Below are 26,479 nucleotides of genomic sequence, written 5' to 3' on the forward strand. Positions count from 1 at the left end.
ACTTAGCGCAGACTAACTGAGGTTTACCTAAGCCAATCGGGACGCACGCGATCCGGCGGAAAGCGTGTGCCGTGCCCACGCTCACACCACACTGCAGACATGTCGACAACGCCGCAGTTCGAAACCCTGCTCTACCAGGACCAACCGCCCGTCGCCACGATCACGCTGAACCGGCCGGAGCGCCTCAACACCATCGTGCCGCCGATGCCGGACGAGATCGAAGCCGCCGTCGGCCTCGCCGATCGAGATCCGGCGATCAAGGTCATCGTGTTGCGCGGTGCGGGGCGCGCGTTCTCCGGCGGATACGACTTCGGTGGCGGCTTCCAGCACTGGGGCGAGGCGATGAACACCGACGGCCGCTGGGATCCCGGCAAGGACTTCGCGATGGTCACCGCCCGCGCGACCAGCCCGCACCAGAAGTTCATGGCGATCTGGCGTGCGTCCAAACCCGTCATCGCCCAGGTGCACGGTTGGTGCGTGGGCGGCGCCAGTGACTACGCGCTGTGCGCCGACATCGTCATCGCCAGCGACGACGCCGTCATCGGCACCCCGTACGCACGCATGTGGGGCACCTACCTCACCGGCATGTGGCTGTACCGGCTGAGCCTGTCGAAGGTCAAGTGGCATTCGCTGACCGGTGAGCCGCTGACCGGAAAGGAAGCTGCCGCAGTCGAACTCATCAACGAGTCGGTCCCGTTCGCAAACCTCGAGGAGCGGGTGCGCGAGGTCGCGGACAAGCTGGCGACGATTCCGCTGTCGCAACTGCAGGCGCAGAAGCTGATCGTCAACCAGGCCTACGAGAACATGGGTTTGGCGTCCACGCAGACGCTCGGCGGCATCCTCGACGGGTTGATGCGCAACACCCCCGATGCGCTCGACTTCGTCGAAACCGCTGCCTCACAGGGGGTTCGGGCCGTTATCGAACGTCGTGACGGCCCGTGGGGCGACTACAGCCAGGCACCACCCGAGCGGCAGCCGGACCCGTCACACGTCATCGAGCCCTAAGCAGCTCGAACAGGGCGTCGAGGTCGCCGAGCGCGCGCAGGGTGTCGTTGAGGTGCGTACAGGTGCTGGTGCCGACGAACTCGCTGCGAACCCGGCTGCGCAGCTCGGCGACCGTCATGTCCTGCGCCCGTCGCGCGCTTGCGATCGCACCCGGACACTCCTGCCACGGCAGCACCCGCACGTCCGCGCTGATCGAGGCGATTCTCCGCGTCGACGTGTCCACCGAACCCACCACGGTGTACTCGTGTAGCACCGTCTCGACCCCGTCGCGGTCCATGTGCGAGTCGCGGAAGTGGGCGTCGAAGTCCGCCGAGCCGTTGTCCGCGCCCTGGCGCAGATCGAGCCGTCGGTATCGGCGCATCCCGTTGGCGCGCAACGGTTCAACCGGGTGCGCGGAGAGGTCCAGCGGTGGCGCCACGGGGCCTCGTGCGGTCGGGATCATGTTGTGGCGCCGCGCGAACGACACCATCGAGGCGTCGGGCGCGAAACCCGCGCAGATTCCCCCCATCCGGTCGGCGGTGCCGTCGGGTAGTTTCTGTTCGGTACCGAGATCAACTGCCCTGCGCTGCAGCGCATAACCGGATACCAGGGCCGCACCGACCCAGTCGTCGAGCAGCAGATGCAGAAGGCTGGCCCGCCGCACTTCGTCGGGCAGCCGCTCCCCCACCGCCGAGCGGAAGCCCGGCCCGACGCGGTGGCCGACCAGTCGGCTCAGCCGATCGTCGTGCGGGACGGCGGAGATGTCGTCGACGACCCGGTTGGCCAGGTGCGCACGGATGGCGAGCCGGCCGAGCACGCGCGCCGCGGCGGACCCCCTACCCACGACGTCGCTGGCGCGCAGGTCCACGACGGAGTCGTCGTCACCGGCCGGATGGGTGTCGATGGTGCTGGTGCGGCGCAGCGCGCCGGTCACCAGGGGCGGCGACGACTCGACCGGCTGCTGCGGGCCGGCGATGTCCGACACGAACGGCATGCGTCGACGGTATCAATGCGAAGCTGGGCTAAGCGTCGCGGCGACGCAACCCGCCCAGCAACGCCACCAGCACGCCGAACACCACCAGTGCCGCACCCGCCGCCAACGTCAGGTTGAACCAGCGGTGCAGGCTGTCTTCGGCGTGTCCGACCACGACGTCGGCGATCACGCGGATGTCACCGGTCGTGCGGTTGAGCGCGTCGTTGACGTAGCCGCGCGCCACCTCCAGGCCGGCCCATCCCGCAGCGCCCACCAGTAGTGCCGAAACTCCCAGCGCAGCAAGCGCTTTACCGCGCGATCGGGATGCCGCCAAGGTCAACAAGGCGAAGACGCCGGTCAGGATCGTGGTGCCGACGGTGATCCACGGTCCCCACGTCGACACCTGCCGCAGCCGGCCGGGGTGCAATCCCGTGGTTTCGGGCACCGTGATCGGGACGGTCAGGGTCTGCGGCACATCGAGGTCGATCTCGCCGAGCAGGGCCCCGATCGACGGATCGTTGAGCATCGGGGCGATGTCGATGAACCACCGGTCGGTGCCCGCCTCCCGCTGGACGGAGTCGGTGAACATCCACCGGTGCGCGATGCGGTTGGCCTGCCCGAACTGGCCGGGAAAACCCGCGCTGCCGGTGTAGGCGACGGTGCCGCGGCGGACCATCTCCCGGTCGAGGGTGTAGCCGTTGTCGGCCGCGAAAGAGATGATCTGGCTGGCCAACTCGGCGGCCATGGCGCTTTGCAGTTGGGGATCCTCGGCCGCTGAGGCCGAGAACGCCGCGTAGCCGTCCTCGCTGACCACGTTTCGCTGGGCCCACATCGCCGGGACCGCCACCGCAAGAAGGAGCGTGGTGACGAGCCACAGCAGCATGGTCGCCACCAGCCGCACGCGTAGGTCCTCCTTACGGGGCGAACGTCAACGCAGCGAGCTTACTTCGCCACCCGCCGCGGCCGCGCCAGGGCCAGCTTGGTCATCAACTTGTTCATTCGCTTGAGCGCCTTGAGGGAGTTGTTGTAGTAGGTGCCGCCTGCGCCGATGTTGGTGCGCGGCGCCACCACGGCCTCCTGGCGGCAGAACTTGCGCATGCCGTCGGGTCCGCCGAACCGCGCCCCGATGCCGGAGTTCTTCCAGCCGCCCATCGGCGCCGTGGTGCACATCAGGTTCGAGATCACGTCGTTGACGTTCACCGCGCCGCAGTCCAGTTGCACCGCAATCGATTTGGCGCGCTCGATGTCCTTGGAGAACACCGACGCCGACAGGCCGTACGGGCTGTCGTTGGCCAGCCGGATCGCCTCCGCGACGCTGGCCACCTTCATGATCGGCAGCGTCGGTCCGAACGTCTCCTCGGTCATGCACGCCATCGAGTGGTCGACGTCCACCAGCACGGTCGGCGGATAGAAGCTGCCGGGACCGCCGGGCCGCTTGCCGCCGGTGAGCACTCTGGCGCCCGCGGCCACGGCCTCGCGGACGTGGCGCTCGGTCACCTCCACCTGGCTGTCATCGATCAGCGAGCCGAAGTCATATCCTTCGCCCGCGCCCACCTTGAGGTTCTCCACCGCGCGCACGACCGCGTCGACGAACTCGTCGTACACCGGCTCCAGCACGTACACCCGCTCCACCGACACGCAGGTCTGGCCGGCGTTGAACATCGCGCCCCACACCGCCGCGTTGGCCGCCAACTCGATGTCGGCGTCCTCTAGGACGATCATCGGGTCCTTGCCGCCCAGCTCCAGGCTGACCGGGGTGAGCCGGCGCGCGGCCCGCTCCATCACCTTCGCCCCCGTCGCGCTGGAGCCGGTGAAGTGGATGTAGTCGGAGTTGTCGACGACGGCCTCGACCGCCTCCCGGGCGCCCTGCACGATTCCCATCACCTCCGGTGCTCCCGAATCCAGCCAGCCGCGCAGCAGCAGCTCGGCGGTCAACGGGGTGCGTTCGGACGGTTTCAGCAACACCGCGCAGCCGGCCGCCAGCGCCGCGAGGGCGTCCATCAGCAGGTTGGCCACCGGATAGTTCCACGGCGCGACGATGCCGACCACCGGATACGGTCGGTAGTGCACCTCGACCTTCTTGATCGCCAGGAACGGCAGCGCCGCGGGCCGGGTCTCCGGTGCCAGCGCCTTCTCCATCGTCTTGATGTAGTAGGAGGCGATCATGATCAGCAGCGGCACCTCCTGGGCGGCGTCGGTGGCCGACTTGCCGGTCTCCTTGATCAGCAGCGACTCGATCTCGTCGCGGTGCTCGCCCATCCACACCGCGTACCGGGCCAGCACCTTGGCCCGCCCCTTGGGGCCGCGGGCTTCCCACTGCTTCTGCGCGTCGCGCAGCCTCGCGGCCACCCGTGGCACGTCGGCGGGGTCGGTCCAGCGCACGGTGCCGGCGACCGCGCCGGTCGCGGGGTTGCGGACGGTTCCGGTATCTGGCAGCTCAACATCGGGCGTGGCAGTCATAGCCCCATGCTAGCCACCTCGTGTGATCCATATCGCACGCGTGTTGACACGTGTCAAGTCACGTTCGGCGAGCAGCGCCGCGAGGCAGACCAGCGACGTTCCCAGCAGCACCCCGCCGATCGTGTCGGTGAAGTAGTGAAAGGTCGTGCCGACCCCGATCACCGCCAGCCCGACATACAACGCCGCGAACACCCACGCCCACAGGGCGTAGCCGGTCACCAACACGAACAGGCCCAGCACGACGGTCGTCGTCGTGATGTGCCCACTCGGGTAGGCCAGGCCGCCGCCCTTGTCGCGACCGAACAGGGGCTTGATCAGCTGCACCAGCAGGTAGGCGCCGTACGGCAGCACCGTCGCGACGGCGGCCAACCGCCACCGCCGCCGATACAGCGCAAAGCCCACCACGGCCGCCCCGACGATGATCAGCGCCAGCGGGTTCGTGAACCCCTGCAGGTCGCGGGTCGGGCTGTGGCTGTAGCGGTGAAACCAGTCATCCAGGCCGGTGCTCGATTTGCCGACTGCCCAGCCGAGCAGCACCATCGCAAGCAAACCGACCGGCGGCCACCACCGGATCACGCAATGCCGCGCAGGTAGGCGGCGGCGCCGAGGTGCTGGGCGGCGTCGTCGACGATGCTCACCAGCCGCACCCCCGCGGTCACCGGCGGATCCCAGTTCGGGTCGACGACGCGGCCGAGCTCGCCGGGCGTCACCGACGCGATGTACTCGAGCGTCATCTTGTGCACCGCGCGGTAGTAACCGGCGAGCAGGTCGGCCGGCGCGCGCACCTTGGCGACCTCTTCCGGGCCGTGCCCGTAGCCCATCGCGTCGCGCGGAAGGTCGAGGTTGAACCGGTCGACCCAGCCGTCGCGCAACCAGACTTGCTCGGTGCCCGCGATCGCACAGATCTGCAAATCCTGTTGTCGCGCGCTGTGCCAGATCAACCAGGAGATGCTGTTGGCCTCCTGAGTCGGGCGGTAGAACGCGACCTCGTCGGTCAGCCCGTCGGTCAGCTCCTCGACGTGCTCGATCTGCCGGGTGAACATGTCGCGCAGCAGCTCACGCACCGCCGAGACATCAGAGTCAGCCATATCCCCGAAGGTACTCAGTCCGCCGCGGGCTGCGCGCCGTGAAAGACGGCCTCGATGTTATTGCCGTCCGGATCACGCACGAACCCGCCGTAGTAACCCGGGTGGTACTCCGGCCACAGCCGCGGAGCGTGCAGCGACTCGGCACCGGCCTTCAGCGCGGCGTCGTAGAAGGCGTGCACGGCGTCGGTATCGGCGGCCTGGAACGCGAAGTGCACCTCGCGGTTGGGGCCCGCCGCATCGCCCGCGTGCATGTCGGCGATCCAGAAATCCGGCTTGCCGTCCCTGCCGTAGCCGATGGCCACCTGATAGTCCAGCTGCCTGGTGTAACCGAGCACGCCCAGCACCCGGTCGTAGAACGCCTTCGACTTCTCGAAGTCCGCACAGTTGATTCCGAAGTGGTCGATCACCGGCTCATCGTAGATTCGAGGTATGAAATACGACCTCGTGATCCGCGGCGGCACCATCGTCGACGGCCTCGGCGGCGAACCCTACGTCGGCGACGTGGCTGTCTCGAACGGGAGAATTGCCGCGGTGGGCACGGTGGACGGTGCCGGCACGCGGGAGCTCGACGCGACCGGACTGCTGGTCACCCCGGGGTTCGTCGACCTGCACACCCACTACGACGGCCAAGCCGTCTGGTCGGACCGGCTCACCCCGTCCTCGGCACACGGCGTCACGACGGCGGTGATGGGCAACTGCGGCGTCGGGTTCGCCCCGTGCCGCCCCGAGGACCACGACGTGCTGGTCGACGTGATGGCCGGGGTCGAGGACATCCCCGGCGTGGTGATGGTCGACGGGCTGCCGTGGACCTGGGAGACGTTCCCGGAGTTCCTCGACGCGCTGGACGCGCGACACCGCGACATCGACGTGGCCGCGCTGCTGCCGCACTCCCCGCTGCGGGTGTACGTGATGGGCCAGCGCGGAGTCGACCGCGAACCGGCCACCCCGGAGGACCTCGCGTTGATGCGCAAGCTCGCCGCCGAAGCGGTCCAGGTGGGGGCGCTCGGGTTCGCGTCGTCGCGGTTCACGCTGCACAAGACCCAGAGCGGGCGGCCGATTCCGAGCTACGATGCCGACCGCGCCGAGATCGAGGCGATCGCGCGCGGCGTCGACGACGCCGGCGGCGGGCTGATCCAGTTCGTGCCCGACCTCGTCGCCGGTGACTACGAGCCGGTGCTGCAGACGGTGTTCGACGTCGCCGAGGATGTCGGTCTACCGGTGACGTTCACCTTGGCCATCGGCAACGCCGGCGACCCGTTCTACGTCGACGCGCTCACCATGGTCGAGAAGGCCAACGCTGGGGGCGGCGACATCAGCGCGCAGATCTTCCCGCGCCCGATCGGGCTGGTGCTGGGACTGGAACTGTCGGGCAACCCGTTCGTGACGTATCCGAGTTACCAGCAGATCGCCGGTCTGCCGCTGGCCGAGAAGGTTGCCGAGATGCGCAAACCCGAAGTGCGCGAACGCATCCTGGCCGACAAGCCGGCATCCGACGGGCATCCGCTGATGTTCGCCGCGCAGGCTTTCGAGTGGATGTTCCCGCTTGGCGATCCGCCGAACTACGAGCCGCCGCGGTCGGAGAGCATCGCCAGCCGCGCCCGCGCCCGCGGCGTCAGCCCGCTCGAGGAGGCCTACGACCGGCTGCTCGACGACGACGGCCACGCCATGCTGCTGGTCACGCTGGCCAACTTCCGTGACGGCAGCCTGGACACGGTGGCGGAGTTGATCCGTCGCGATGACGTCGTGCTGGGCCTCGGCGACGGCGGCGCACACTACGGAATGATCTGTGACGCAAGCTTTCCCACGTACATGTTGGCGCACTGGACTCGTGACCGCGCGTCGGGGCGGCTGACGGTGGCCGAGGCGGTGCGCGAGCTGACGTCGGTGCCCGCGCGGGTGGCGGGCCTGGCCGACCGTGGCCGCATCGCGGTGGGGTACAAGGCCGATCTCAACGTCATCGACCACGACGCGGTGCGCCTGCACCGGCCCGTCGTCACCTACGATCTGCCCGCCGGGGGTCGACGCCTGGACCAGGGCGCCGACGGCTATGTCGCGACCATCGTGTCGGGCGAGATCATCGCCGAGAACGGGGTCCCGACCGCCGCGCGGCCCGGGCGGTTGATCCGCGGCCGCCAGCCCGCACCCTGAAGCCGCTCAGGCCGCCTCCCCAGCGGGCTCGTCTGCGCCGGAATCGGTTTCGGCTGTGTCGTCGTCGGTGGGCTCGGGATCGGGCGTGACGGTCTCGTCCGGCTCCTCCGCAGCGTCGGTGACGACGACGGTCTCGAGTTCATCGGCGGTCTCGCCGGGAACGAACTTGTTGCCCGGCGTGATGTCGAGGCCCAAGGTGCTCGCCGGGGGTGAGTTCAGCTCGTCTTCGGCGAGTGGTTCTGCCGCCTCCTCGACCTCACCCTGCTCGACCTCACCCTGCTCGACCTCCGCGCTCACCGGCATCGGCGCCGCGGGCTGCTCATCAGAGACATCTCCCGAGGTTGAAACCTGTTCGGCCGCAGCCACTTCCACTGCCGCAGGCGCGTTGAGCTCGGAGAGCGGGTTGATCGGTGTCGGCAGCACGCTCAGCGTCTCGTTGATCGCATCGAAAACGGCCGACGTGATGTCTGACGCCAAGTCGCCGATCGGTCCGGGAAGAGACGACACCGGCGAGACGAGATCCCCGATCAGCTCACCGAGCAACCCGTTGGAGGACAGCAGCACGTGCGCCAGGCCGCTGAGCAAGCCCGGAACGGTGCCGGGGTTCGCGAGCGCCACCTCCACCGCGGCCTCCAGGTAGGCAGGCAGTGAAACGGCGTAGAGCGTCGCGGTTAAGGCAAGTCTCGCCGGCAGAAGCAGGCCCTGGTTGAGGGCGAACATGGTCTTGCCGAGGTCCGTCAGCCGGAAGTCGATGTAGGCGTCCGCGCCGGGGTCCGGGTCCGGCAGGCCCGCCGCGATGAACTCACCGAAGGCGTCGGCGAGCTCATTGATCGCGTTGCCGACGCCCGTTGCGAGGGGCGGCGGGAGTACGCCGGCAAAGATGAGCAGGACTTCCCTGATCGCGCCGGGGTATGAGGCCGCCGGGACCCCGTCGGACGGGTTCACGTACCGCTGCACCAACAGGCTGAACACGCTGGGCGCGACCGCTGGGGACCGCGCGGCAACCACGGCGGTCGCGGCCAACTCGAACGGCAGGGAGAGGGTCGCCAGGACCGGGATGTAGAGGCCCTGCGCGGCCCCTCCGGCGATGACGCCCGCGTCGTAGAGGATTTCGGTGACCACCGAGACGTTGGCCACCTCCGCGGTGACCGCGGTGGGCCGGCGATCTTCGGGGACGTCGACGGCGGTCCCGGTCGCAGCAAGTCCGGCGGCTAGAAGCGCCGCGGCCAGCTTGGTCGGGAGCGGACGGGTAGATGCATACATCACTCTCCCCCTCGAGTAGAGAACTCGTGAGCCCGTTGCCGACTCACACCTGATGCACGCAGAGTACGACTGCAATAAACGCCCGCGTAAGTATTGGGCAAATTTGCCAGCACGAGATTTTCTTGCGTTCGCAAGCGATATATCAAGTGCCGCTAAGGAAATCAGCTTCAGTTGCTGCCCAAGTCAGGTGCTGTCAACGAAAAGGCCCGGTCCCCAGAGGGGGGACCGGGCCTCTCGCGCGGTTATCGGATCAGGCGGCCGCTCCGCCTTCGTTTGCACCCGAGTCGGAACCGTCCGCGTCGTCGGCGTCGTCGTCACTCGACTCCGGATCGGCGGGGGCGGGGCTTTCCGGCTCCTCGGTCGGGTCGCCGCCCGTGCCCTCATCGGCCGGTTCAGTGCCACCGCCGGGTACGAACTTGTTGCCCTGCTTGACATTTTCCGAACCTGACACCGAGAGCGTCTCAGCGTCGTCATCCGTGGACTCCGAGTCGTCGGTAACCTCGTCCGTTCCGTCCTCCGCGTCGTCGGCGCCACCGTCGGTGTCCTCGCCGGACGTCGACCCCAGGGCCTGAATGCCGGTGTCGCCTTCACCCTGTGGCTCGTCGGCCTCGTCGGTTTCGTCGGACGTCGCGGAAGCTTCACCCGCCGACTCGTCGCCCGCCGCCGAGGCCGTGGCCTCGTCGACGATCGGGCTGACCGGCGGCGGCAACAACTTCAACAGGTTGTCGACCACTTGGTAGAACCCGTCTCGGAACTGCAGAGCGACGGCTCCGATCCCGGGCAGCGCCACGAACGGTTCGGTAAGGGGGCCGACGACGCCGCCGAGCAGACCGTACTCCGGGTTCGCTACTTGGTTCACCAAGTTGCTGAGCAGGCCGGGGATCTGGAGTGGGTTGCGCAGCGCCGCTTCGAAGGTCGCCTCCAAATTGACCGGCAGATAACCCAGGTAGCGCACGACGTTGCCAGCGGCGTCGATCTGCGATACCGCCGCAAGCTTGGCGGCGAAGATCAGGCCCCCGACGAAGGTGTCGTTCCAGAAGAACTGCGTCGCCAAGGCCCCCGGCGTGGAGTCTGGCAAATAGACGGAAAACGCCGTGTTGATCGCGGCTGAGAGGTCTAAGAGCCTGCTTATCATCGGCCCGCTGATCGACGGCGGCAAGGCGCTGGCAAGGACTGCGAGCGACACCACAAGTTCCTGGGCATACGTTTCCCAGGGGTAGTCGAAGGACGGGTTCGCATAGTGCTGGATGAGCCAGCTGATCAGGCTCGACTCGAGGGCCGGGTCCTGCTGCCCGAGCAGCAATACGGTCCAGAGGTCGTACGGCAACGCGGCTTGCGCCTCGGCGAGGATCTGGAGCGTGTAGCTCGAGCCGGCCACGAGATTGCCGAAGTCCAAGAGGAGGTCGGTGACGATGGATGCCGGGGCCACCTCGGCGGTGATCGTCGGTGTCACCCGGTCATCGGGCACCTCGACGACGGCGGCCCCGGTCGAGACGACTCCGGCCGCCACGATGGCTGCTGCCAACTTGGTCGGCAGCGGGCGTGCGAACGTGTTCAATTGTTCCCCCTTACGGATCGGCTCGCGGGCTTCCACGAATCGGCGGCAAATGCCCCGCAGGGCAGCATACGGAATCGTTCGACGCTTGCGTTAATTTTCTGGCAAACATTTTCGACGTGTCGAAAAGTTTGCGGGGTTGAGCCGAGATGCATTCATCCGCCGGGGTGGTCGACCGGGTTGCTGAGCGGGGGGAAGATGAGGGTCATGAGCGTGAAGGTGGACTTGGACCGGCTGGCCGACGCATTGAGCGATTTCGCATTCGCCTACCTGATCTCGGTCGGCGACGACTACCGTGCCCACACCGTCGCCGTCGACCCGACCCTCGCCGACGGCGTGCTCGACATCGGATCCGTCGGCAACACCACCCAGCGCAACGTCACGGCACACGGCGACGTCACCGTGGTCTGGCCGCCGCGCGAACCCGGTGGCTACTCGTTGATCGTCGACGGCACCGGCAAGATCAGCGACAACAGGTTGCGGGTCTCGCCGACGCGTGCGGTGCTGCACCGCAAAGCGACTCCGGAGTCGCCCGCGACCAGCCCGGACTGCCTGCACGACTGCGTGCCGCTGAAAAAGTAAGCCCCTAAGCCGCGCCGAGTGTGGCCTCGTGTCACGCCTCGCGGCGAAAAGGCGTGCGGGTAACCCACGTTCGCCGCTGAAAAAGTAACCCCGAGAGTCATCGCACGAAAAAGCCCGGGCTGCTCTCGCAACCCGGGCTCTTCGTGGACAGGCTTAGAAGTCCATACCGCCCATGCCACCGGTCGGGTCGCCGGCGGGTGCGGCGGCCTTCTCCGGCTTGTCGGCGACGACGGCCTCCGTGGTCAGGAACAGCGCCGCGATGGACGCCGCGTTCTGCAGCGCCGAACGCGTCACCTTGACCGGGTCGGCCACGCCTGCCTTGAGCAGGTCCTCGTACTCACCGGTCGCGGCGTTCAAGCCCTTGCCGGCTTCGAGGTTGCGAACCTTCTCGGCAACCACGCCGGGCTCCAGGCCCGAGTTGGCGGCGATCTGCTTCAGCGGAGCCTCCAGCGCGACACGCACAATGTTGACACCGGTCGCCTCGTCGCCGTCGAGCTTGAGCTCGTCGAGCACCGGGCCGGCCTGCAGCAGGGACACACCGCCACCGGCGACGATGCCCTCCTCCACGGCGGCCTTGGCGTTGCGCACCGCGTCCTCGATGCGGTGCTTGCGCTCCTTGAGCTCCACCTCGGTGGCGGCCCCGGCCTTGATCACCGCAACGCCGCCGGCCAGCTTGGCCAGCCGCTCCTGCAGCTTCTCGCGGTCGTAGTCGGAGTCGCTGTTCTCGATCTCGGCGCGGATCTGGGCCACCCGGCCCGCGATCGCCTCGCTGTCACCGGCACCCTCGACGATGGTGGTCTCGTCCTTGGTGACGACGACCTTGCGGGCCTTGCCGAGCAGGGAGACGTCGGCGGTCTCGAGAGACAGGCCGACCTCCTCGCTGATGACCTGGCCGCCGGTGAGGATCGCCATGTCCTGCAGCATCGCCTTGCGACGGTCACCGAAGCCCGGGGCCTTGACGGCGACGGACTTGAAGGTGCCGCGGATCTTGTTGACGACCAGGGTGGACAGCGCCTCGCCCTCGACGTCCTCGGCGATGATCAGCAGCGGCTTGCCGGACTGGATGACCTTCTCCAGCAGCGGCAGCAGATCCTTGACGGTCGAGATCTTGGAGCTGACCAGCAGGATGTAGGGATCCTCGAGGACCGCTTCCTGACGCTCGGCGTCGGTCACGAAGTAACCCGAGATGTAGCCCTTGTCGAAGCGCATGCCCTCGGTCAGCTCGAGCTGCAGCCCGAAGGTCTGCGACTCCTCGACGGTGATGACACCCTCGTTGCCGACCTTGTCCATCGCCTCGGCGATCAGCTCGCCGATCTGCAGGTCACCGGCCGAGATCGCGGCGGTCGCGGCGATCTGGTCCTTGGTCTCGACCTCCTTGGCCGACTTCAGCAGGGTCTCGGTGATCTTCTCGACGGCCTTCTCGATGCCACGCTTCAGGCCGAGCGGGTTGGCACCGGCCGCGACGTTGCGCAGACCCTCGCGCACGAGCGCCTGGGCCAAAACCGTTGCCGTCGTCGTTCCGTCGCCGGCGACATCGTCGGTCTTCTTGGCGACTTCCTTGACCAGCTCGGCGCCGATCTTCTCGTACGGGTCCTCCAGCTCGATCTCCTTGGCGATGGACACACCATCGTTGGTGATCGTGGGGGCGCCCCACTTCTTCTCCAGCACGACGTTGCGACCCTTGGGCCCCAACGTCACCTTTACCGCGTCGGCGAGGGCGTTCAGGCCCCGCTCGAGGCCGCGGCGGGCCTCTTCGTCATACGCAATTTGCTTGGCCATTGCGAAGTGTTTCCTCCGGATTGGGGATGGCACATCTGTTGGCCGGGTGCAGTGCCCGCGACGGACGGCTTCGGGTGTGCTCCGCGGGTGCGGCCCCTAGCCTCACCGTCCCGACCTAGCACTCACCGGTCGCGAGTGCCAACTGCATTCTTAGCACTCGACCATGGAGAGTGCAAGGTCGTTCGTCGGGCCGCCGGCGGCGGTCAACCGTCCCCGTCCGTCGATTCTGACGGGGTCTGCGGATCACTCGCCGGGGCCTCGGGTTCCGCGGCCGTCTTCTCCGACTTCTCAGGGTCCGTATCGACGGAGATCCGGTCCAGCAGGCGGCCCGTGGAAGCCGGTTCGCCGACGTCAACCGTGTCTTCGCGGCTCTCGCGCGATTGCGCACGCGCCTGCTGCTGACTCTGCACATTGCGGTGAAGCGCGCCGTCGCGCAGGTACGGGCGCCTGTCACCGGGCCGATCGTGTCGGACATATCCGGCGTCGACGATCGGACGCACCACCTGATCGACCCTGTCCACGAGCACGCCGGGCACGCCGACGTCGCGGAAGACCTGCGTCAACGGGAGGTTCTGGGTCGGCACGAAATGCGTGGTGACGATCCCGCCCGCCCCGTTCGTGTGCGTGGTCGTGTTCTCGGGCGACAACGTCTCCGGATCGCCCGCCGCGATCGGGGGGCCGTGGACGTAGACGATGCCCATCAGCGCGTTGGCCGAGGAGATCAGGTTCCACGGACGATCCGGCGGGTCGGCCCAGCCGTCGTATTCACCGATGACGATCGTGGTGGGGTAAGGAGACTCCGCGATGCGGCTGATCCGGTAATTCAAGACGGGAATGTAGGTGCCCTCCTTGAACCACTCGGCCACGCCCGCCTCCGGTGGAGCGATCAGGACGAACCTGATGTCGTCCGTCGACGGGGCATCGGGGTCGGCCGCCAACTTCGCGGCCAGCCTGGAAGCCACCATGGCGCCCATCGATTCGCCGATGACCACGACTTTGCCGTCAATCTGGCGCACGGCGATGTCCGCTTGCTTCACGCCGTCACGCAGCGCCCACTCTGAGGCAAGGGCGTTCTGCGAGTAGTCAACCACCTGCGGGTCGTCGTCGTCGTGAAAGTGAATCCCGATGACCGGGTAGTTGGTGGCGATGAGCGGATAGAACGGGTTGATGCGCTTGAAGACGGTCGCTCCGGGGATCAACACGGCTTCTTCTGCGGCGCTCACCGCGGTGGATGTCGTTACGGTTCCCAGCACCACGCACATAGCTGCGACCACCGGCCACAGCCGCTGCCACCATCTAGCCATAGTGCTGTTTCTCCTGATCGGACCGCACCGTCGCAGCAATAAGAGATAGTTTTCCACGCGGCCGTCAACCGGGTGGGCGAGTTTGCCGACCCGCGCGTGCCCACCAGGGAAATCCGGCGGCACCCGGGCCCGGATCACGATGGCACCGACGCGCAGGCGTCACCGCCGATGTTGTTTGCTCCGGGCGCCCCGCGCGAGCACTACTTCGAAGGTCTGGCCAGGCTCGGCGACACGCCCGACGAGGAGCGCCAAGCGTGGTTCGTTCGCACCGCCGACTTCTCGACGTCGACACGAACCCGGGAAGGATGCGAGCGCGTAATCCGTTGCGCTAGGCTGCTTACCGATCAGTGAGGAGTCTTGGGTGCGGGTTGATTCAGCGCCCGACACCCAGGCTTTGCGAGGCTGGCAGCGTCGGGCTTTGGTGCGGTATCTTACCGCCCAACCGCGTGATTTCCTGGCGGTCGCGACCCCCGGTTCGGGTAAGACGGCGTTTGCCCTGCGCGTGGCCGGCGAGCTGCTGGCCGACGGCACCGTCGAGCGGGTCACCGTCGTCGTGCCGACCGATCACCTCAAGACGCAATGGGCGCTGGCCGCCGCCAGAAGCGGCATCGCGCTGGACCCGAAGTTCACCAACTCGTCGGCGCAGACGTCCTCGGAGTACCACGGCGTGGTCGTCACCTACGCCCAGGTGGCCAGCCACCCGACCCGGCACCGGGTGCGCACGGAGAACTACCGCACGCTGGTGGTGTTCGACGAGATCCACCACGGCGGGGACGCCAGGAGCTGGGGCGAGGGCATGCGCGAGGCCTTCGGCGACGCCACCCGCCGGCTGGCGCTGACCGGCACGCCATTCCGCAGCGACGACAGCCCGATCCCGTTCGTCACCTATGAGCCCGACGGCGACGGCGTGCTGCGCTCGGTGGCCGACCACACCTACGGCTACGCGGAGGCGCTCGCCGACGGCGTGGTGCGACCAGTGGTCTTTCTGGCCTACTCCGGTGAGGCCCGCTGGCGCGACAGCGCGGGCGAGGAGCACTCGGCACGCCTCGGCGAGCCGCTCACCGCCGAGCAGACCGCACGCGCCTGGCGCACCGCGCTGAACCCGGCGGGCGAATGGATGCCCGCCGTCATCGCCGCCGCCGACACCCGGCTGCGCCAGCTGCGCCAGCACATGCCCGACGCAGGCGGCATGGTGATCGCCTCCGACCAGGCCGCCGCGCGGGCCTACGCCGAACTGCTCACCCGGATCACCGGCGAGGCACCGACCGTCGTGCTCTCCGACGATCCCGGCTCCTCGGACCGGATCAGCCAGTTCTCGGCCGGCACCGGCCGGTGGCTGGTCGCGGTGCGGATGGTCTCCGAAGGGGTCGACGTGCCGCGGCTGGCCGTCGGCGTCTATGCCACCAGCGCGTCGACGCCGTTGTTCTTCGCTCAAGCCATCGGTCGCTTCGTGCGGTCGCGCAGGCCCGGTGAGACGGCGAGCATCTTCTTGCCGTCGGTGCCCAACCTGCTGTTGCTGGCCAGCGAGATGGAGGCCCAGCGCGACCATGTGCTGGGCAAACCGCACCGCGAATCCGACGGCGACGACTACGTCGAGCGTCGCAAGTCCGAACCCAGCGAACTCGACAACGGTTTCGAGTCGCTGGGCGCCGACGCCGAGCTGGACCAGGTGATCTTCGACGGCGCGTCGTTCGGCACCGCGACGCCCGCGGGCAGCGAGGAAGAAGCCGACTATCTCGGTATCCCCGGCCTGCTCGACGCCGAACAGATGCGAGACCTGTTGCGACGCAGGCAAGAAGAACAGCTTGACCGTCGGAGCCGCGCAGTCGGTACCAGTGAGGTGCCGCGAGTCTCCACCCACGGGCAGCTACGCGAGCTGCGCCGCGAGCTCAACGCGCTGGTGTCGATCGCCCACCACCGCACCGGTAAGCCGCACGGCTGGATACACAACGAGCTGCGCCGGATCTGTGGCGGCCCTCCGGTGGCGGCGGCCACCACCGAGCAGTTGCAGGCCCGCATCGAGGCGGTCCGCACGCTGAATTCGTGATTTCGGCGCGCTTATCGACCCTGAGGGGGCATGAGCGCGCCGAGATCACTAGGTGAGCAGCCCGCAGCCGGCCACCCCGCACAGCAGCGAGCTGGCCAGCAGCACCGGCCAGCCCAGCACGGCCACCACCAGCGCCGCGATGTTGGCGAAGACGGTGAAGTCAGCGCTGAGCGCATGTTTGAGCTGACCGATCAGCTCGATGTGAAGCATCGCGTAAGCCACGCCGATCACCGTGTACGCCAACCCGATCCACAATACGAGCTCGACCACCGTGTTGATGCCCCGCCGCAGCAGCGCCTGCTGCACGCGCTCCCATATCGTCATCGCTACAGCCCGAGAAGCTCCGGCAGGTCGGCCACCGAGTCGATCACATGGTTGGGCTGCATCGCGAACTCGTCTGCCGCCCACCGGTCCAGCGTGTCCTGCCGGAACTTGCCCGTGCGCACCAACACCCCCGTCATCCCCACCACCTGAGCAGCCAGCACGTCGTTGTTGAGATCGTCGCCGACCATGTACATCTCGTCGGGTTCGACGCCGAGACGGCTTGCCGCCGCGAGGAATCCGTCCGGTGCCGGCTTGCCGACGGCGGTCGCCTTGCGGCCGGAGGCCTCCTCCATACCGATCAGATACATCCCGGTGTCGATCCGCAGGCCGTCGCTGGTGGTCCACGCGGTGCTGCGATGCATGGCGACCACCGGCACGCCCTGGGCCATCCAGTCGTACACCCACGACAGCGTCAGATGGCTGTACTCCGGCCCCGCGCCGCCCAGCAACACCACGTCGGGTTTGTCGGGCGTCTTGGGGCCGGCGAACTCCGTGGAGTACACGATGTCGATGCCCGCCATGTCCTCGGCGATCTGACCGCTGTTGACCAGAAAACAGCGTGCGCCCGGAAAACGGTCGCGGACATACTCGGCCGTCAGCACCGCGGCGGTGACGACCTCGTCGGGGCGCACCGTCATGCCCGCTTCGGTGAGCAGTTCGGCGATCTGCGCCCTGGTACGCGTCGTCGTGTTGGTCAGATACGAGCAGGCAACCTGGTGCTCCGCCAACACCCGCAGCGCGCTCGCCGCGCCCTCGATCGGTTTCCACGACGTCACCAGGACACCATCGATGTCGAAGAGCACTCCACCGATAGCCATTGCCCGACAGTAAACGGCAACCGATTCAGCGCAAGTCGGACCCCACCCGAGCCCACTTGTTGTCGGCGACCCACGGCGACGCCTCCGACGCGATCGACCACGCCAACTCCGCGGGCACGTCGATCACCTGATAGCGCTTGACCCCGGCCGCCGTGGCCGCGATCAGCGTCGCCACCCCGACACGGCGCTGCATCAGCGTCTGCCGCACGGTCCAGCCGATGATGCCCGAGGCCTCGATGCAGTCGCGGCGGCGTTGCAGGCTGCCGGTGCGCGCGACCAACCAGCCGTCCCCCACCCGGTGCCCCAGCGATCGGGACCGGTCGTGGGCCAGCAACGCGCAACACACCGCGAGCAGCGCGCACAGCACCCAGGCCCACATCGGCGCCGAGATGACCGCCAGCACGACGGCAATCACCACCGGCAGCGCCATTGCCCGCACCCACCGCCGTCGCGTCGCCGCAGGGCCGTGCGCCCGCAGCGGCCCGCTCACCACCTCGGGCCGTTCGATCAGATCGGTCAGCACCGCCTCGGCCGTCGCCCTCGGACATGGCGGCAGCAGCAGCGACGCCTCCCCCACGCCACCGACACCGGTCATCACCGCGTCCAGTCGCGCACCGCCGAACAACCGCACCAGCAACGGCTCCCGCAGCGTCCCACCGCGCAGCCGGCGCATGTCGAACGTGTGCTCGCGCACCCGCAGCAGCCCGAGGCGCAGGTGCAGCACATCCGCGTCGCGCCGCAGCACCAGGTTCCCGTAGCTCAGCAGCGACTGCAGCACCGAAAGCACCACCGAAGCCAGTAGCACGCCGACGGCAACCACCGCAACCGTCGCCGCCACCCCGAACCGTTCGGCGACGTCGACACCCGACCGGGCCACATCCGAGTCCTGCAGCGCCGCACCGACTCCCATTTGATAGACCAGCCCGACAGCCGCCGCGATCATCGCCAGCCCGGTGAAACTCAATGGGCTGTAACGCAGCCAGGACGGATCCCACCGGGCCAGCACCCGACCCGCGGGAGCCTGTTCCTCCTCGGCGACCGCCAATGAGTCGGCCAGCAGGATCGCCCGCAGCCGGGGCACCTCCTCGGCCTGCACCGCGTCCAGCGCGAACACAGCGTCACCGCTGGCCTCCTGGCCGGTGCTCACCCGCAGCACCGTCAACCCCAGAAGCCGGTGCAACAACCGCGCCTCGGTTGAGACCGACCGAATCCTGTTGCGCGGCACCGAGATCACCTTGCGCTGCAGCACACCGGTGCGCAGCTGCACGTCGGATGGCCCGATCCGGTAGGTGGTGGTGAACCAGCGCGCGGCGCCGTACGCCACCGTCGCCGCCACGACCATCACCACCACGGCGGGGTTACCGGTCGCCGACCCCAGCACCAGCGACCCGACGATCACCGGGATCTGGCGCATCACCTCGTGCACCGGATGCACCAGCAACATGCGCGGGCTCAGCCGGTGCCACACCTCGGTCGGGGCGTCGGGCAGCTCGCTCACGTGGCGTCCTCGGTGCCCAGCGCCGCGACGTCGGTCAGCCGCGCGACGATCCGATCGGCCACCTCGGTGTCCAGCGCGACGATGCGCACCGCACCGGCCGACGACGCCGTCGTCACCGTGACGGTGGCCAGCCCGAACAGCCGGTCCAGCGGCCCCCGTTCGGTGTCGACGGTCTGCACCCGCGATATCGGTGCGATCCGGCGTTCCTGCACCAGCCAACCCGAACGCGTGTAGACCGCCCGCCCGTCGATGTCCCACCTGTGCACGCGATACCGCCACAGCGGCACCACCACCACGAACACCGCGACGCCCACCGCCGTCAGCGCCGCCGCCAACACGTGCAGCCACCACATCCGCGGGTCGACGATCAGCCACACCAGCTGGGCGAACGCCAGCGCCAGCCACGGAATCGCCGCGCCGATCGCCCAGACCAGAGGCGCCTTGCGGCTGGGCGGATGGGCCGGTTCAACCAGATCCATGATTCGAGCATGACGCACGGCGGGCTGAGTATGTTGATCGCATGACCGCCAAATGGACCGCGGCCGATGTGCCGGATCAGTCAGGCCGGGTGGCCATCGTCACCGGCGCCAACTCGGGGCTGGGCTATGACACGGCGGCCGTACTGGCCGGCAAGGGCGCGCATGTCGTGCTCGCCGTGCGCAACCTCGACAAGGGTCGGCAAGCCCTTGACCGCATCAAATCCGGCTGTCCCAACGCCGATGTCACGCTTCAAGAGCTCGACCTGACGTCGCTCAACAGCGTGCGCAAGGCCGCCGCCGAACTGCGTGCGACCTATCCGCGCATCGATCTGCTGATCAACAACGCGGGCGTGATGTACGTGCCAAGGCGGGAAACCACCGAAGACGGCTTCGAGATGCAGTTCGGGACCAACCACCTGGGTCACTTCGCGTTGACCGGGCTGCTGCTGGAGAACATGCTGCAGGTCGGCGGGTCCCGTGTGGTGACGGTCAGCAGCGTGGGGCACCGGGTGCTGGCCCGCATCCATTTCGAGGACCCGCATCTGGAGCGCAAGTACAACCGGGTCGAGGCCTACGGCCAGTCCAAGCTGGCCAACCTGTTGTTCACCTACGAGTTGGCCCGCCGACTCAAAGCCAAGGAGGCCCCCACCATAGCGGTCGCCGCGCACCCCGGCCTTTCGGACACCGAGCTCATGCGCCACCTGCCCGATTTCATTCCGGACTTCGTCTGGAAGATCATCGCCCAACCCGCCGACAAGGGCGCGTTGCCGACGCTGCGCGCGGCCACCGACCCCGGCGTGCAAAGCGGTCAGTACTACGGACCCGACGGCATCGGCGAGACCCGCGGGCATCCGAAACTCGTTGCGTCCAGCGCACAATCGCACAACCAAGACATCCAGCGTCGGCTCTGGAGCATGTCCGAAGAGCTGACCGGCGTCACCTTCCCACTCTGATGCGCCCGGTCGAGGAACACCAGCGCGTCGTCGCCGACCTCATCACGCCCCGCCCCGCCGCTCGGGTGCCGCTGGCCGATGCGCTGGGGCTGGTGCTGGCCGAGGACGTCGTCGCGCCGCTGTCGTTGCCCGGCTTCGACAACTCCGCCATGGACGGATACGCCGTCGTCGCCGACGACGTGGCCGGCGCGACAGCCGAACAGCCCGTCGTGTTGCCCGTCGCCGAGGACATCCCGGCGGGCCGCACCGATATGTTGACGCTCAAACCCGGTACCGCACACCGGATCATGACCGGGGCGCCGCTGCCGTCGGGTGCGACGGCCGTGGTGCCCGTCGAGGCCACCGACGGCGGCGTCGACACCGTCGCGATCCGCGCCGGCGCACCGCCCGGCAAGCACATCCGTCGCGCCGGTGAGGACGTCACCGCGGGCACCACGGTGCTGCGCGGCGGGCAGGTGCTCACCCCGGCGGCGCTGGGCCTGGCCGCCGCGCTCGGATTGGGTGAGCTGGCGGTGATTCCGCGCCAACGGGTGCTGGTGATGTCGACGGGCACCGAACTGGTCGCCCCGGGCACCCCGCTGCAGCCGGGCCAGATCTACGAGTCCAACGCGGTGATGCTGGCGGCGGCGCTGCGGGACGCCGACGCCGAGGTGGTGGCCTCGGCGATGTCCGGTGACGACGTCGACTCGTTCCGCGCCACGCTGGCCCGCCACGCCGGCGACGCCGACCTGATCGTCACCACCGGCGGGGTGAGCGCAGGCGCCTACGAGGTCGTCAAGGACGCGCTGGGCGGCACCGTCGATTTCGTCAAGGTCGCGATGCAGCCGGGCATGCCGCAGGGCTGCGGGCGCGTCAACACAGGCACGCCGATCGTCACGCTGCCCGGCAACCCGGTCAGCGCGCTGGTGTCGTTCGAGGTGTTCCTGCGCTCGCCGCTGCGCGCCGCGATGGGCCTGCCCAACCCGGACCGGCCACGCCGCAGCGCCGTGCTGACCGAGGATCTGACGTCACCGCGCGGCAAGCGTCAGTTTCGCCGCGGGGTGCTCGACGCCGACGCGGGCACCGTCACCAGTTACGGGCCGCCCGCCTCGCACCATCTGCGCTGGCTGGCGTCGGCGAACTGTCTGCTGGAGATCGATGAGGACGTCACGGAGGTGGCTGCGGGCACCCGGGTGCAGGTGTGGGACCTGGCATAGCGGCCTTGGTCGATACCTTCGCCCGTAGAATCGCGGGACGATGGCCAGACGCCCCGACCTCACATCCGGCCCCGAGCGGCTCGCGGCGCTGGTGCGCACCACGATTCCGCCGATGCACCGCGCCGGGCTTCCCTTCGTGGGGGCCAGTCTCGCGGTCGCCGCGCTCGGCTGGCGCAACCCTTGGCTGCGCCGGGCCGGGCTGACCTCGGCGGCGGCCAACGCGGCGTTCTTCCGGCACCCGCCCCGCGTGTCGCCGACCCGACCCGGGCTCGTCGTGGCACCGGCCGACGGCCTGATCTGCCTCATCGAAGACAGCCCACCGCCGGCCGAACTCGGTTTGCCCCCAACGCCTTTGCCGCGCATCAGCATTTTCCTTTCGGTGTTCGACGCGCACGTGCAGCGCGCCCCGATCGGGGGCGAGGTCGCCGCCGTCGTACACCGGCCGGGTCTGTTCAGGTCGGCCGAGCTCGAGGCGGCCAGCGAGGACAACGAACGCAACAGCGTGGTGATCGCCGGCCCCGACGGCGTCGAGGTGATCGCCGTGCAGATCGCCGGGCTGATCGCGCGCCGCATCGTGTGCGAGGCCAAGGTCGGCGACAAACTCGCGATGGGGCAGACCTACGGGCTGATTCGCTACGGGTCGCGGCTGGACACGTACCTGCCCGCGGACGCGAACGTCTTAGTGACGACCGGGCAGCGCGCATTGGCCGGTGAGACGGTATTGGCCGAGCTGCGATGATCAAACCTCGGGTCAAGCCGGGCGTGGTCAGCCTGCGCATCCTGCCCAGCGGTATGACCGTGGCCGCGATCTGCCTGGGGCTGACCGCGGTCAAGATGGCGCTGGACAACCGGCCGACCGAGGCGATGGCGTTTCTGGCCGTCGCGGCGATCCTGGACGCGCTCGACGGGCGCATGGCCCGCGCGCTGAAGGCGACGTCGCGGATGGGCGAGGAGATCGACTCGCTGGCCGACGCGGTCAACTTCGGTGTGGCACCGGCGTTCATTGTGTACGGCACGCTGCTCTCGCAGTCGCAGGTCGGCTGGATCGTGGTGCTGCTGTACGCGGTATGCATCGTGCTGCGGCTGGCCCGTTACAACGCGATGCTCGAGGTGGATCAGCCCGCGTTCGAGAAGAAGTACTTCGTCGGAATGCCCGCGCCCGCCGGGGCGATCGGGGCGATCGGACCGCTGGCGGCGAAAATGCAGTTCGGCGAGGGCTGGTGGACATCGGAATTGGCCGTGGTCATCTGGATGGTCGGCGTCTCGCTGCTGGTGGTCAGTACGATCCCGATGCGCAAGATCCACACGTTCTCGGTGTCGCCCAACATGGTCGCCCCCCTGTTGGCGCTGCTGGCCATCGCGGTCGCGGCCGCGATCCTCTACGGCTATTTGGTGATCCTGCTGATCATCGCGGCGTACGTCATCCACATTCCGTTCGCCGCACGGACCAGACGGTTCCTCGCGCAGCATCCCGAGGTGTGGGACGAGCGACCGCGGCAGCAGCGCGCGGCGCGACGAGCCATCCGCCGCGCACAGCCCCACCGCCGCTCGATGCTGCGGCTCGGACTGCGGAGGCCGGGCTCCTGACGAAAGCCAACCAGCAGCTCACCCTGACCGCGCGGCTGAACACGTCCGCATTGGACTCCCGGCGCGGTGTGGTCCGGCTGCATCCAGAAGCCATTGCGGCGCTGGGCATTCGGGAATGGGATGCGGTGTCGCTGACGGGCTCGCGCACCACCTCCGCCGTCGTGGGGGCCGCGCCGGCGGGCACCCCGGCGGGAACGGCGCTGCTCGACGACGTCACGCTGTCCAACGCGGGTCTGCGCGAGGACGCCACCGTGCTCGTCGCCCCGGTGACCGTCTACGGCGCGCGGTCGGTGACGCTGTCGGGCTCCAAGCTGGCGACCCAGTCGATTTCGCCGCAGACGCTGCGACAGGCGTTGCTGGGCAAGGTGATGACCGTCGGCGACACGGTGTCGCTGCTGCCCCGCGAGCTCGGACCCGACATCCCCACCTCGCGGGCCACCGCGGCGCTGGCATCCTCGGTCGGCATCACCTGGACATCCGAACTGCTGACGGTGACCGCCACCGATCCCGCGGGACCGGTCAGCGTGCAACCCAATTCGTCGGTGGCGTGGGCATCGGCGGGCGTGTCGGCGACGACGTCGACGCTGCCCACCCCGCCCTCGCCATCGACCCCGGTGCGCAGCGTCGACGACCTCAAGGGTGCGCAGGCCCAGGCCGAGCGCCTGACCGAATGGCTCAAGCTCGCACTCGACCAGCCCGAGCTGCTGGAAACCCTCGGTGCCACAGCCAATCTCGGTGTGCTTGTGTCCGGCCCCGCCGGTGTCGGCAAGGCGACCATGGTGCGCGCCGTGTGTGCCGACCGGCGGCTCGTCGAGCTTGACGGCCCCGACGTCGGTGCGCTGCACCCCGACGAACGGCTGCGCAGCGTGGCGTCGGCGGCCGACACCGTGCGCGACGGCGGCGGGGTGCTGCTGATCACCGATGTCGACGCGCTGCTGCCCGCTGACCCGGACCCGGTGGCGTCGCTGATCCTGGCCGAGCTGCGCACCACCGTCAGCACCCGCGGCGTCACGGTCATCGCGACCTCCGCGGTGCCCGAGAACGTCGACGCGCGGCTGCGCGCCCCCGACCTGTGCGACCGCGAGCTCGGGCTCCCCCTGCCCGACGGCGCCATCCGTAAGCAGCTGATGGAAGTGCTGCTGCGCGACGTGCCGGCAGCCGACCTCGACCTCGGCGAAGTCGCCGACCGCACACCGGGTTTCGTCGTCGCAGACCTGGCCGCACTGGTCCGCGAGGCCGCGCTGCGGGCGGCGGCACGGGCCAGCGCCGACGGGGAACCGCCACGGCTGACCCAGGACGACCTGATCGGCGCGACGTCGGTCATTCGCCCGCTGTCGCGATCTGCCACCGAGGAGGTTTCGGTCGGCTCGGTGACCCTCGACGACGTCGGCGACATGGCCGCCACCAAGCAGGCGCTCACCGAGGCGGTGCTGTGGCCGCTGCAGCATCCCGACACCTTTGAGCGGCTGGGCGTCGCGCCGCCGCGCGGCGTGCTGCTCTACGGTCCGCCGGGGTGCGGCAAGACGTTCGTGGTGCGGGCGCTGGCCAGTTCGGGCCGCCTGTCGGTGCACGCCGTCAAAGGCGCGGAGCTGATGGACAAATGGGTCGGCTCCTCGGAAAAGGCCGTGCGCGAGCTGTTTCAACGCGCCCGCGACTCCGCGCCGTCGCTGGTGTTCCTCGACGAGATCGACGCGCTGGCGCCCCGGCGCGGGCAGAGCTTCGACTCCGGGGTCACCGATCGCGTGGTGGCCACGCTGCTGACCGAACTCGACGGCATCGACCCGCTGCGCGACGTGGTGGTGCTCGGCGCGACGAACCGCCCCGACCTGATCGACCCCGCGCTGTTGCGCCCCGGCCGCCTGGAGAAGCTGGTGTTCGTCGAGCCGCCCGACGCCGAGGCGCGCCGCGAGATCCTGCGCACGGCGGGCAAGTCGATCCCGCTTGCCTCCGAGGGTGATCAGGCTGTGGACCTCGACGCGCTCGCGGACGAACTGGAGGGGTACAGCGCGGCGGACTGCGTCGCGCTGCTGCGCGAGTCGGCGCTGACCGCGATGCGACGGTCCATCGACGCGGCCGACGTCACGGCCGCCGACGTCGCCGCCGCCCGGCAGACCGTGCGCCCGTCGCTGGACGCGGCGCAGGTGGAGTCGCTGCGCGCGTTCTCCACGACACGCTGAACTCTGCGATTTCGGCGCGCTGACCGTCCCTGAGGGTCGATTACCGCGCCGAAATCGCCAACAACACATCTTGACAGTGCCAAGTTGACCCGGCATAGTCGGACCTGAACTTGTCAGTGTCAAGATCGAGGAGGTCCCGCCATGACCGCCCCCCACACCGCCGAGGTCCGCGCCGGCGATCACGACCGCGAGAAGACCGCGAGCCTGCTCGGCCTGGCGCTCGCCCAGGGCTACCTCGCGATGGACGAGTACGAGTCGCGGCTGCAGACCACGTTCGCCGCCGAGACCCGCGCGCAGCTGCGCCACCTGACGTCCGACCTGCCGGTCGAGCGGCTCAAACGCAACGATCCGCGTCGCCACGAAGCGCGCAGACGGGCCGTCAGGCGCAGCGTCCGGCTGCACCTGGCCGGCTATCTGACGATGGTCGCGATCGTGCTCACGGTGTGGCTGGCGGTCGGCCTGACCGCGGGCTCCTGGTACTTCTGGCCGATCTGGCCGATCCTCGGCGCGGGTATCGGCGTGCTCGGCCACACGCTGTCGGTGCCGACGACGCGATCACGAACACTCGAATCACACAGCACGGCAACCGAACTCGGCTCTATGCCGACAGTCTGTCGATTCCGGCCGTGAACCCCTCCCCGGTCGACTACCCTTTCACGTAGGTGTTCGCCCCGCTGGTCACCAGCACGTCACGGGCGCGCGGAGTTTTCAGCTCAGTCGGGTCAACGGGTCGACGAACCGATCGGAGAACGACGACCATGACACTCGCCGACACCCACGGAACCCGATGGAAGATCGTCATGCAGGCACATGAAATCGCGGTCACCCCTCCGACGGTCCGGATGAACGACCCGGTGTCCAAGGCCGTGCAGCTGATGGTGGTCAACCGGCTGCCCGGGCTCGTCGTCGTCGACGACGACGACATTCCGGTCGCCGTGCTGCCCGGCACCCAGGTGCTGCGACTGGCCATCCCCGAGTCCTACCGCGACGACCCGGCGCTGGTGCGCACCGTCGACGAGATCCACGCCGACCTGTTCTGGCACGGCCCCGGCAAGCTCACGGTCGGCGATTGCCTGCCGACCCCGGTCGCCAAGCCGGTGACCGTCGCGCCCGATGCCACGCTGCTCGAGGTCGCCACGGTGATGGCCACCAAGCGAAGTCCCTTGATCGCCGTCGTCAACGGCGAGGGCAGGCTCGTCGGCGCCGTTACCTTGGAGCGGCTGCTCACCAGCTTGGCCGTGGCCGGGCCCAACGACTGAATCGT

The 26,479-nt window shown here is 68.7% G+C and carries 25 protein-coding genes; 11 read left to right on the forward strand and 14 right to left on the reverse strand.

The window, feature by feature from the left end; genetic code table 11:
- Positions 1-99 precede the first annotated feature (99 nt).
- Positions 100-1,005 carry a crotonase/enoyl-CoA hydratase family protein gene (locus G6N28_RS08280; protein ID WP_163899271.1) on the forward strand — a complete coding sequence of 302 codons (906 nt, stop codon included), beginning with the start codon at positions 100-102 and terminating at the stop codon, positions 1,003-1,005.
- Here G6N28_RS08280 and G6N28_RS08285 read toward each other — a convergent pair.
- The 6 genes from G6N28_RS08285 to G6N28_RS08310 are packed head-to-tail and all read right to left on the reverse strand — an operon-like array spanning position 992 to position 5,912.
- Positions 992-1,978, reverse strand: a complete 987-nt coding sequence (locus tag G6N28_RS08285) for a DUF2889 domain-containing protein (RefSeq protein ID WP_163899273.1) — start codon at positions 1,976-1,978, stop codon at positions 992-994. The two genes, G6N28_RS08280 and G6N28_RS08285, sit on opposite strands and share 14 nt — an antisense overlap.
- Before the next feature lie 28 nt (positions 1,979-2,006).
- Positions 2,007-2,858 (reverse strand): Nif11-like leader peptide family natural product precursor, encoded by an 852-nt coding sequence (locus G6N28_RS08290; RefSeq protein WP_163899277.1) that lies wholly within the window; start codon positions 2,856-2,858, stop codon positions 2,007-2,009.
- Between the two features lie 41 nt (positions 2,859-2,899).
- The gene (locus G6N28_RS08295; protein WP_163899280.1) at positions 2,900-4,417 is read right to left on the reverse strand and encodes an aldehyde dehydrogenase family protein; all 1,518 of its coding nucleotides are present in this window, start codon (positions 4,415-4,417) and stop codon (positions 2,900-2,902) included.
- A 9-nt stretch (positions 4,418-4,426) separates the two neighbouring features.
- The gene (locus G6N28_RS08300) at positions 4,427-4,993 is read right to left on the reverse strand and encodes a phosphatase PAP2 family protein (RefSeq protein ID WP_235674505.1); all 567 of its coding nucleotides are present in this window, start codon (positions 4,991-4,993) and stop codon (positions 4,427-4,429) included.
- Positions 4,990-5,505 carry a mycothiol transferase gene (locus G6N28_RS08305; RefSeq protein WP_163899284.1) on the reverse strand — a complete coding sequence of 172 codons (516 nt, stop codon included), beginning with the start codon at positions 5,503-5,505 and terminating at the stop codon, positions 4,990-4,992. Before G6N28_RS08305 ends, G6N28_RS08300 begins: the two co-directional genes overlap by 4 nt.
- A 14-nt stretch (positions 5,506-5,519) precedes the next feature.
- Positions 5,520-5,912, reverse strand: coding sequence for a VOC family protein (locus G6N28_RS08310; RefSeq protein ID WP_163899287.1), 393 nt, complete (start codon positions 5,910-5,912; stop codon positions 5,520-5,522).
- Positions 5,913-5,934: 22 nt separating this feature from the next.
- Here G6N28_RS08310 and G6N28_RS08315 point away from each other — a divergent pair, with 22 nt between their 5' ends.
- Positions 5,935-7,653, forward strand: a complete 1,719-nt coding sequence (locus tag G6N28_RS08315; protein ID WP_163899290.1) for an N-acyl-D-amino-acid deacylase family protein — start codon at positions 5,935-5,937, stop codon at positions 7,651-7,653.
- A gap of 6 nt (positions 7,654-7,659) precedes the next feature.
- Here G6N28_RS08315 and G6N28_RS08320 read toward each other — a convergent pair whose 3' ends face one another.
- Both G6N28_RS08320 and G6N28_RS08325 read right to left on the reverse strand, forming a co-directional pair.
- Positions 7,660-8,916: a hypothetical protein gene (locus tag G6N28_RS08320; protein WP_163899294.1), complete on the reverse strand. Its 1,257-nt coding sequence runs from the start codon at positions 8,914-8,916 to the stop codon at positions 7,660-7,662.
- 250 nt (positions 8,917-9,166) lie between these two features.
- Entirely contained in the window at positions 9,167-10,510 is a 1,344-nt protein-coding gene (locus G6N28_RS08325; protein ID WP_163899297.1) for an ICP22 family protein, read from the reverse strand.
- Between the two features lie 168 nt (positions 10,511-10,678).
- Here G6N28_RS08325 and G6N28_RS08330 point away from each other — a divergent pair, with 168 nt between their 5' ends.
- The gene (locus G6N28_RS08330; RefSeq protein WP_163899300.1) at positions 10,679-11,053 is read left to right on the forward strand and encodes a pyridoxamine 5'-phosphate oxidase family protein; all 375 of its coding nucleotides are present in this window, start codon (positions 10,679-10,681) and stop codon (positions 11,051-11,053) included.
- A 153-nt stretch (positions 11,054-11,206) separates the two neighbouring features.
- Here G6N28_RS08330 and groL read toward each other — a convergent pair whose 3' ends face one another.
- Positions 11,207-12,832 (reverse strand): chaperonin GroEL, encoded by a 1,626-nt coding sequence (groL, locus tag G6N28_RS08335; RefSeq protein WP_163899303.1) that lies wholly within the window; start codon positions 12,830-12,832, stop codon positions 11,207-11,209.
- Positions 12,833-13,035: 203 nt separating this feature from the next.
- Positions 13,036-14,136, reverse strand: coding sequence for a PE-PPE domain-containing protein (locus tag G6N28_RS08340; RefSeq protein WP_163899306.1), 1,101 nt, complete (start codon positions 14,134-14,136; stop codon positions 13,036-13,038).
- Between the two features lie 361 nt (positions 14,137-14,497).
- Between G6N28_RS08340 and G6N28_RS08350 the strand changes: the two genes are divergently transcribed.
- A complete protein-coding gene (locus G6N28_RS08350) occupies positions 14,498-16,183 on the forward strand; it encodes a DEAD/DEAH box helicase (RefSeq protein WP_163899309.1) in 1,686 nt (561 codons plus the stop codon).
- A 48-nt stretch (positions 16,184-16,231) separates the two neighbouring features.
- On the opposite strand, the gene G6N28_RS08355 is transcribed toward G6N28_RS08350, so the two are convergent.
- Genes G6N28_RS08355 through G6N28_RS08370 form a run of 4 tightly spaced genes read right to left on the reverse strand, consistent with a single transcriptional unit; the run spans position 16,232 to position 19,302 of the window.
- The gene (locus G6N28_RS08355) at positions 16,232-16,507 is read right to left on the reverse strand and encodes an addiction module protein (protein WP_235674506.1); all 276 of its coding nucleotides are present in this window, start codon (positions 16,505-16,507) and stop codon (positions 16,232-16,234) included.
- Positions 16,508-16,509: 2 nt separating this feature from the next.
- Positions 16,510-17,325, reverse strand: coding sequence for an HAD-IIA family hydrolase (locus tag G6N28_RS08360; RefSeq protein ID WP_163899312.1), 816 nt, complete (start codon positions 17,323-17,325; stop codon positions 16,510-16,512).
- A gap of 25 nt (positions 17,326-17,350) precedes the next feature.
- Positions 17,351-18,769 (reverse strand): PH domain-containing protein, encoded by a 1,419-nt coding sequence (locus G6N28_RS08365; protein WP_163905983.1) that lies wholly within the window; start codon positions 18,767-18,769, stop codon positions 17,351-17,353.
- 50 nt (positions 18,770-18,819) lie between these two features.
- Positions 18,820-19,302, reverse strand: coding sequence for a PH domain-containing protein (locus G6N28_RS08370; RefSeq protein WP_163899315.1), 483 nt, complete (start codon positions 19,300-19,302; stop codon positions 18,820-18,822).
- A 41-nt stretch (positions 19,303-19,343) separates the two neighbouring features.
- On the opposite strand from G6N28_RS08370, the gene G6N28_RS08375 reads away from it, so the two are divergent.
- The 7 genes from G6N28_RS08375 (at position 19,344) to G6N28_RS08405 (ending at position 26,474) form a co-directional block, all read left to right on the forward strand.
- Positions 19,344-20,255, forward strand: a complete 912-nt coding sequence (locus G6N28_RS08375) for an SDR family NAD(P)-dependent oxidoreductase (protein ID WP_163899319.1) — start codon at positions 19,344-19,346, stop codon at positions 20,253-20,255.
- The gene (gene moeA, locus G6N28_RS08380; protein WP_163899321.1) at positions 20,255-21,451 is read left to right on the forward strand and encodes a molybdopterin molybdotransferase MoeA; all 1,197 of its coding nucleotides are present in this window, start codon (positions 20,255-20,257) and stop codon (positions 21,449-21,451) included. Before G6N28_RS08375 ends, moeA begins: the two co-directional genes overlap by 1 nt.
- Positions 21,452-21,491: 40 nt before the next feature.
- Positions 21,492-22,190, forward strand: a complete 699-nt coding sequence (locus G6N28_RS08385) for a phosphatidylserine decarboxylase (RefSeq protein WP_163899324.1) — start codon at positions 21,492-21,494, stop codon at positions 22,188-22,190.
- Positions 22,187-23,038: a CDP-diacylglycerol--serine O-phosphatidyltransferase gene (gene pssA / locus G6N28_RS08390; protein WP_163899326.1), complete on the forward strand. Its 852-nt coding sequence runs from the start codon at positions 22,187-22,189 to the stop codon at positions 23,036-23,038. Before G6N28_RS08385 ends, pssA begins: the two co-directional genes overlap by 4 nt.
- Positions 23,035-25,215, forward strand: coding sequence for an AAA family ATPase (locus G6N28_RS08395; RefSeq protein WP_163905984.1), 2,181 nt, complete (start codon positions 23,035-23,037; stop codon positions 25,213-25,215). The genes pssA and G6N28_RS08395 overlap by 4 nt, the downstream gene beginning before the upstream one ends.
- Before the next feature lie 141 nt (positions 25,216-25,356).
- Positions 25,357-25,845: a DUF1707 domain-containing protein gene (locus G6N28_RS08400; RefSeq protein WP_163899328.1), complete on the forward strand. Its 489-nt coding sequence runs from the start codon at positions 25,357-25,359 to the stop codon at positions 25,843-25,845.
- A 128-nt stretch (positions 25,846-25,973) separates the two neighbouring features.
- Positions 25,974-26,474 carry a CBS domain-containing protein gene (locus G6N28_RS08405; RefSeq protein ID WP_235674507.1) on the forward strand — a complete coding sequence of 167 codons (501 nt, stop codon included), beginning with the start codon at positions 25,974-25,976 and terminating at the stop codon, positions 26,472-26,474.
- Positions 26,475-26,479: the final 5 nt, after the last annotated feature.

The sequence above is a fragment of the Mycolicibacterium pulveris genome (genome assembly GCF_010725725.1).
Taxonomy (GTDB): domain Bacteria; phylum Actinomycetota; class Actinomycetes; order Mycobacteriales; family Mycobacteriaceae; genus Mycobacterium; species Mycobacterium pulveris.

Excerpts from the sequence above, each read along its gene's own strand:
- G6N28_RS08280 (WP_163899271.1), top strand. The coding sequence starts at position 100 with ATGTCGACAACGCCGCAGTTCGAAACCCTGCTCTACCAGGACCAACCG.
- G6N28_RS08285 (WP_163899273.1), bottom strand. The coding sequence starts at position 1,978 with ATGCCGTTCGTGTCGGACATCGCCGGCCCGCAGCAGCCGGTCGAGTCG.
- G6N28_RS08295 (WP_163899280.1), bottom strand. The coding sequence starts at position 4,417 with ATGACTGCCACGCCCGATGTTGAGCTGCCAGATACCGGAACCGTCCGC.
- G6N28_RS08305 (WP_163899284.1), bottom strand. The coding sequence starts at position 5,505 with ATGGCTGACTCTGATGTCTCGGCGGTGCGTGAGCTGCTGCGCGACATG.
- G6N28_RS08315 (WP_163899290.1), top strand. The coding sequence starts at position 5,935 with ATGAAATACGACCTCGTGATCCGCGGCGGCACCATCGTCGACGGCCTC.
- G6N28_RS08320 (WP_163899294.1), bottom strand. The coding sequence starts at position 8,916 with ATGTATGCATCTACCCGTCCGCTCCCGACCAAGCTGGCCGCGGCGCTT.
- G6N28_RS08330 (WP_163899300.1), top strand. The coding sequence starts at position 10,679 with ATGAGCGTGAAGGTGGACTTGGACCGGCTGGCCGACGCATTGAGCGAT.
- groL (WP_163899303.1), bottom strand. The coding sequence starts at position 12,832 with ATGGCCAAGCAAATTGCGTATGACGAAGAGGCCCGCCGCGGCCTCGAG.
- G6N28_RS08340 (WP_163899306.1), bottom strand. The coding sequence starts at position 14,136 with ATGGCTAGATGGTGGCAGCGGCTGTGGCCGGTGGTCGCAGCTATGTGC.
- G6N28_RS08355 (WP_235674506.1), bottom strand. The coding sequence starts at position 16,507 with ATGACGATATGGGAGCGCGTGCAGCAGGCGCTGCTGCGGCGGGGCATC.
- G6N28_RS08360 (WP_163899312.1), bottom strand. The coding sequence starts at position 17,325 with ATGGCTATCGGTGGAGTGCTCTTCGACATCGATGGTGTCCTGGTGACG.
- G6N28_RS08365 (WP_163905983.1), bottom strand. The coding sequence starts at position 18,769 with ATGTTGCTGGTGCATCCGGTGCACGAGGTGATGCGCCAGATCCCGGTG.
- G6N28_RS08370 (WP_163899315.1), bottom strand. The coding sequence starts at position 19,302 with ATGGATCTGGTTGAACCGGCCCATCCGCCCAGCCGCAAGGCGCCTCTG.
- G6N28_RS08375 (WP_163899319.1), top strand. The coding sequence starts at position 19,344 with ATGACCGCCAAATGGACCGCGGCCGATGTGCCGGATCAGTCAGGCCGG.
- moeA (WP_163899321.1), top strand. The coding sequence starts at position 20,255 with ATGCGCCCGGTCGAGGAACACCAGCGCGTCGTCGCCGACCTCATCACG.
- G6N28_RS08385 (WP_163899324.1), top strand. The coding sequence starts at position 21,492 with ATGGCCAGACGCCCCGACCTCACATCCGGCCCCGAGCGGCTCGCGGCG.
- pssA (WP_163899326.1), top strand. The coding sequence starts at position 22,187 with ATGATCAAACCTCGGGTCAAGCCGGGCGTGGTCAGCCTGCGCATCCTG.
- G6N28_RS08400 (WP_163899328.1), top strand. The coding sequence starts at position 25,357 with ATGACCGCCCCCCACACCGCCGAGGTCCGCGCCGGCGATCACGACCGC.
- G6N28_RS08405 (WP_235674507.1), top strand. The coding sequence starts at position 25,974 with ATGACACTCGCCGACACCCACGGAACCCGATGGAAGATCGTCATGCAG.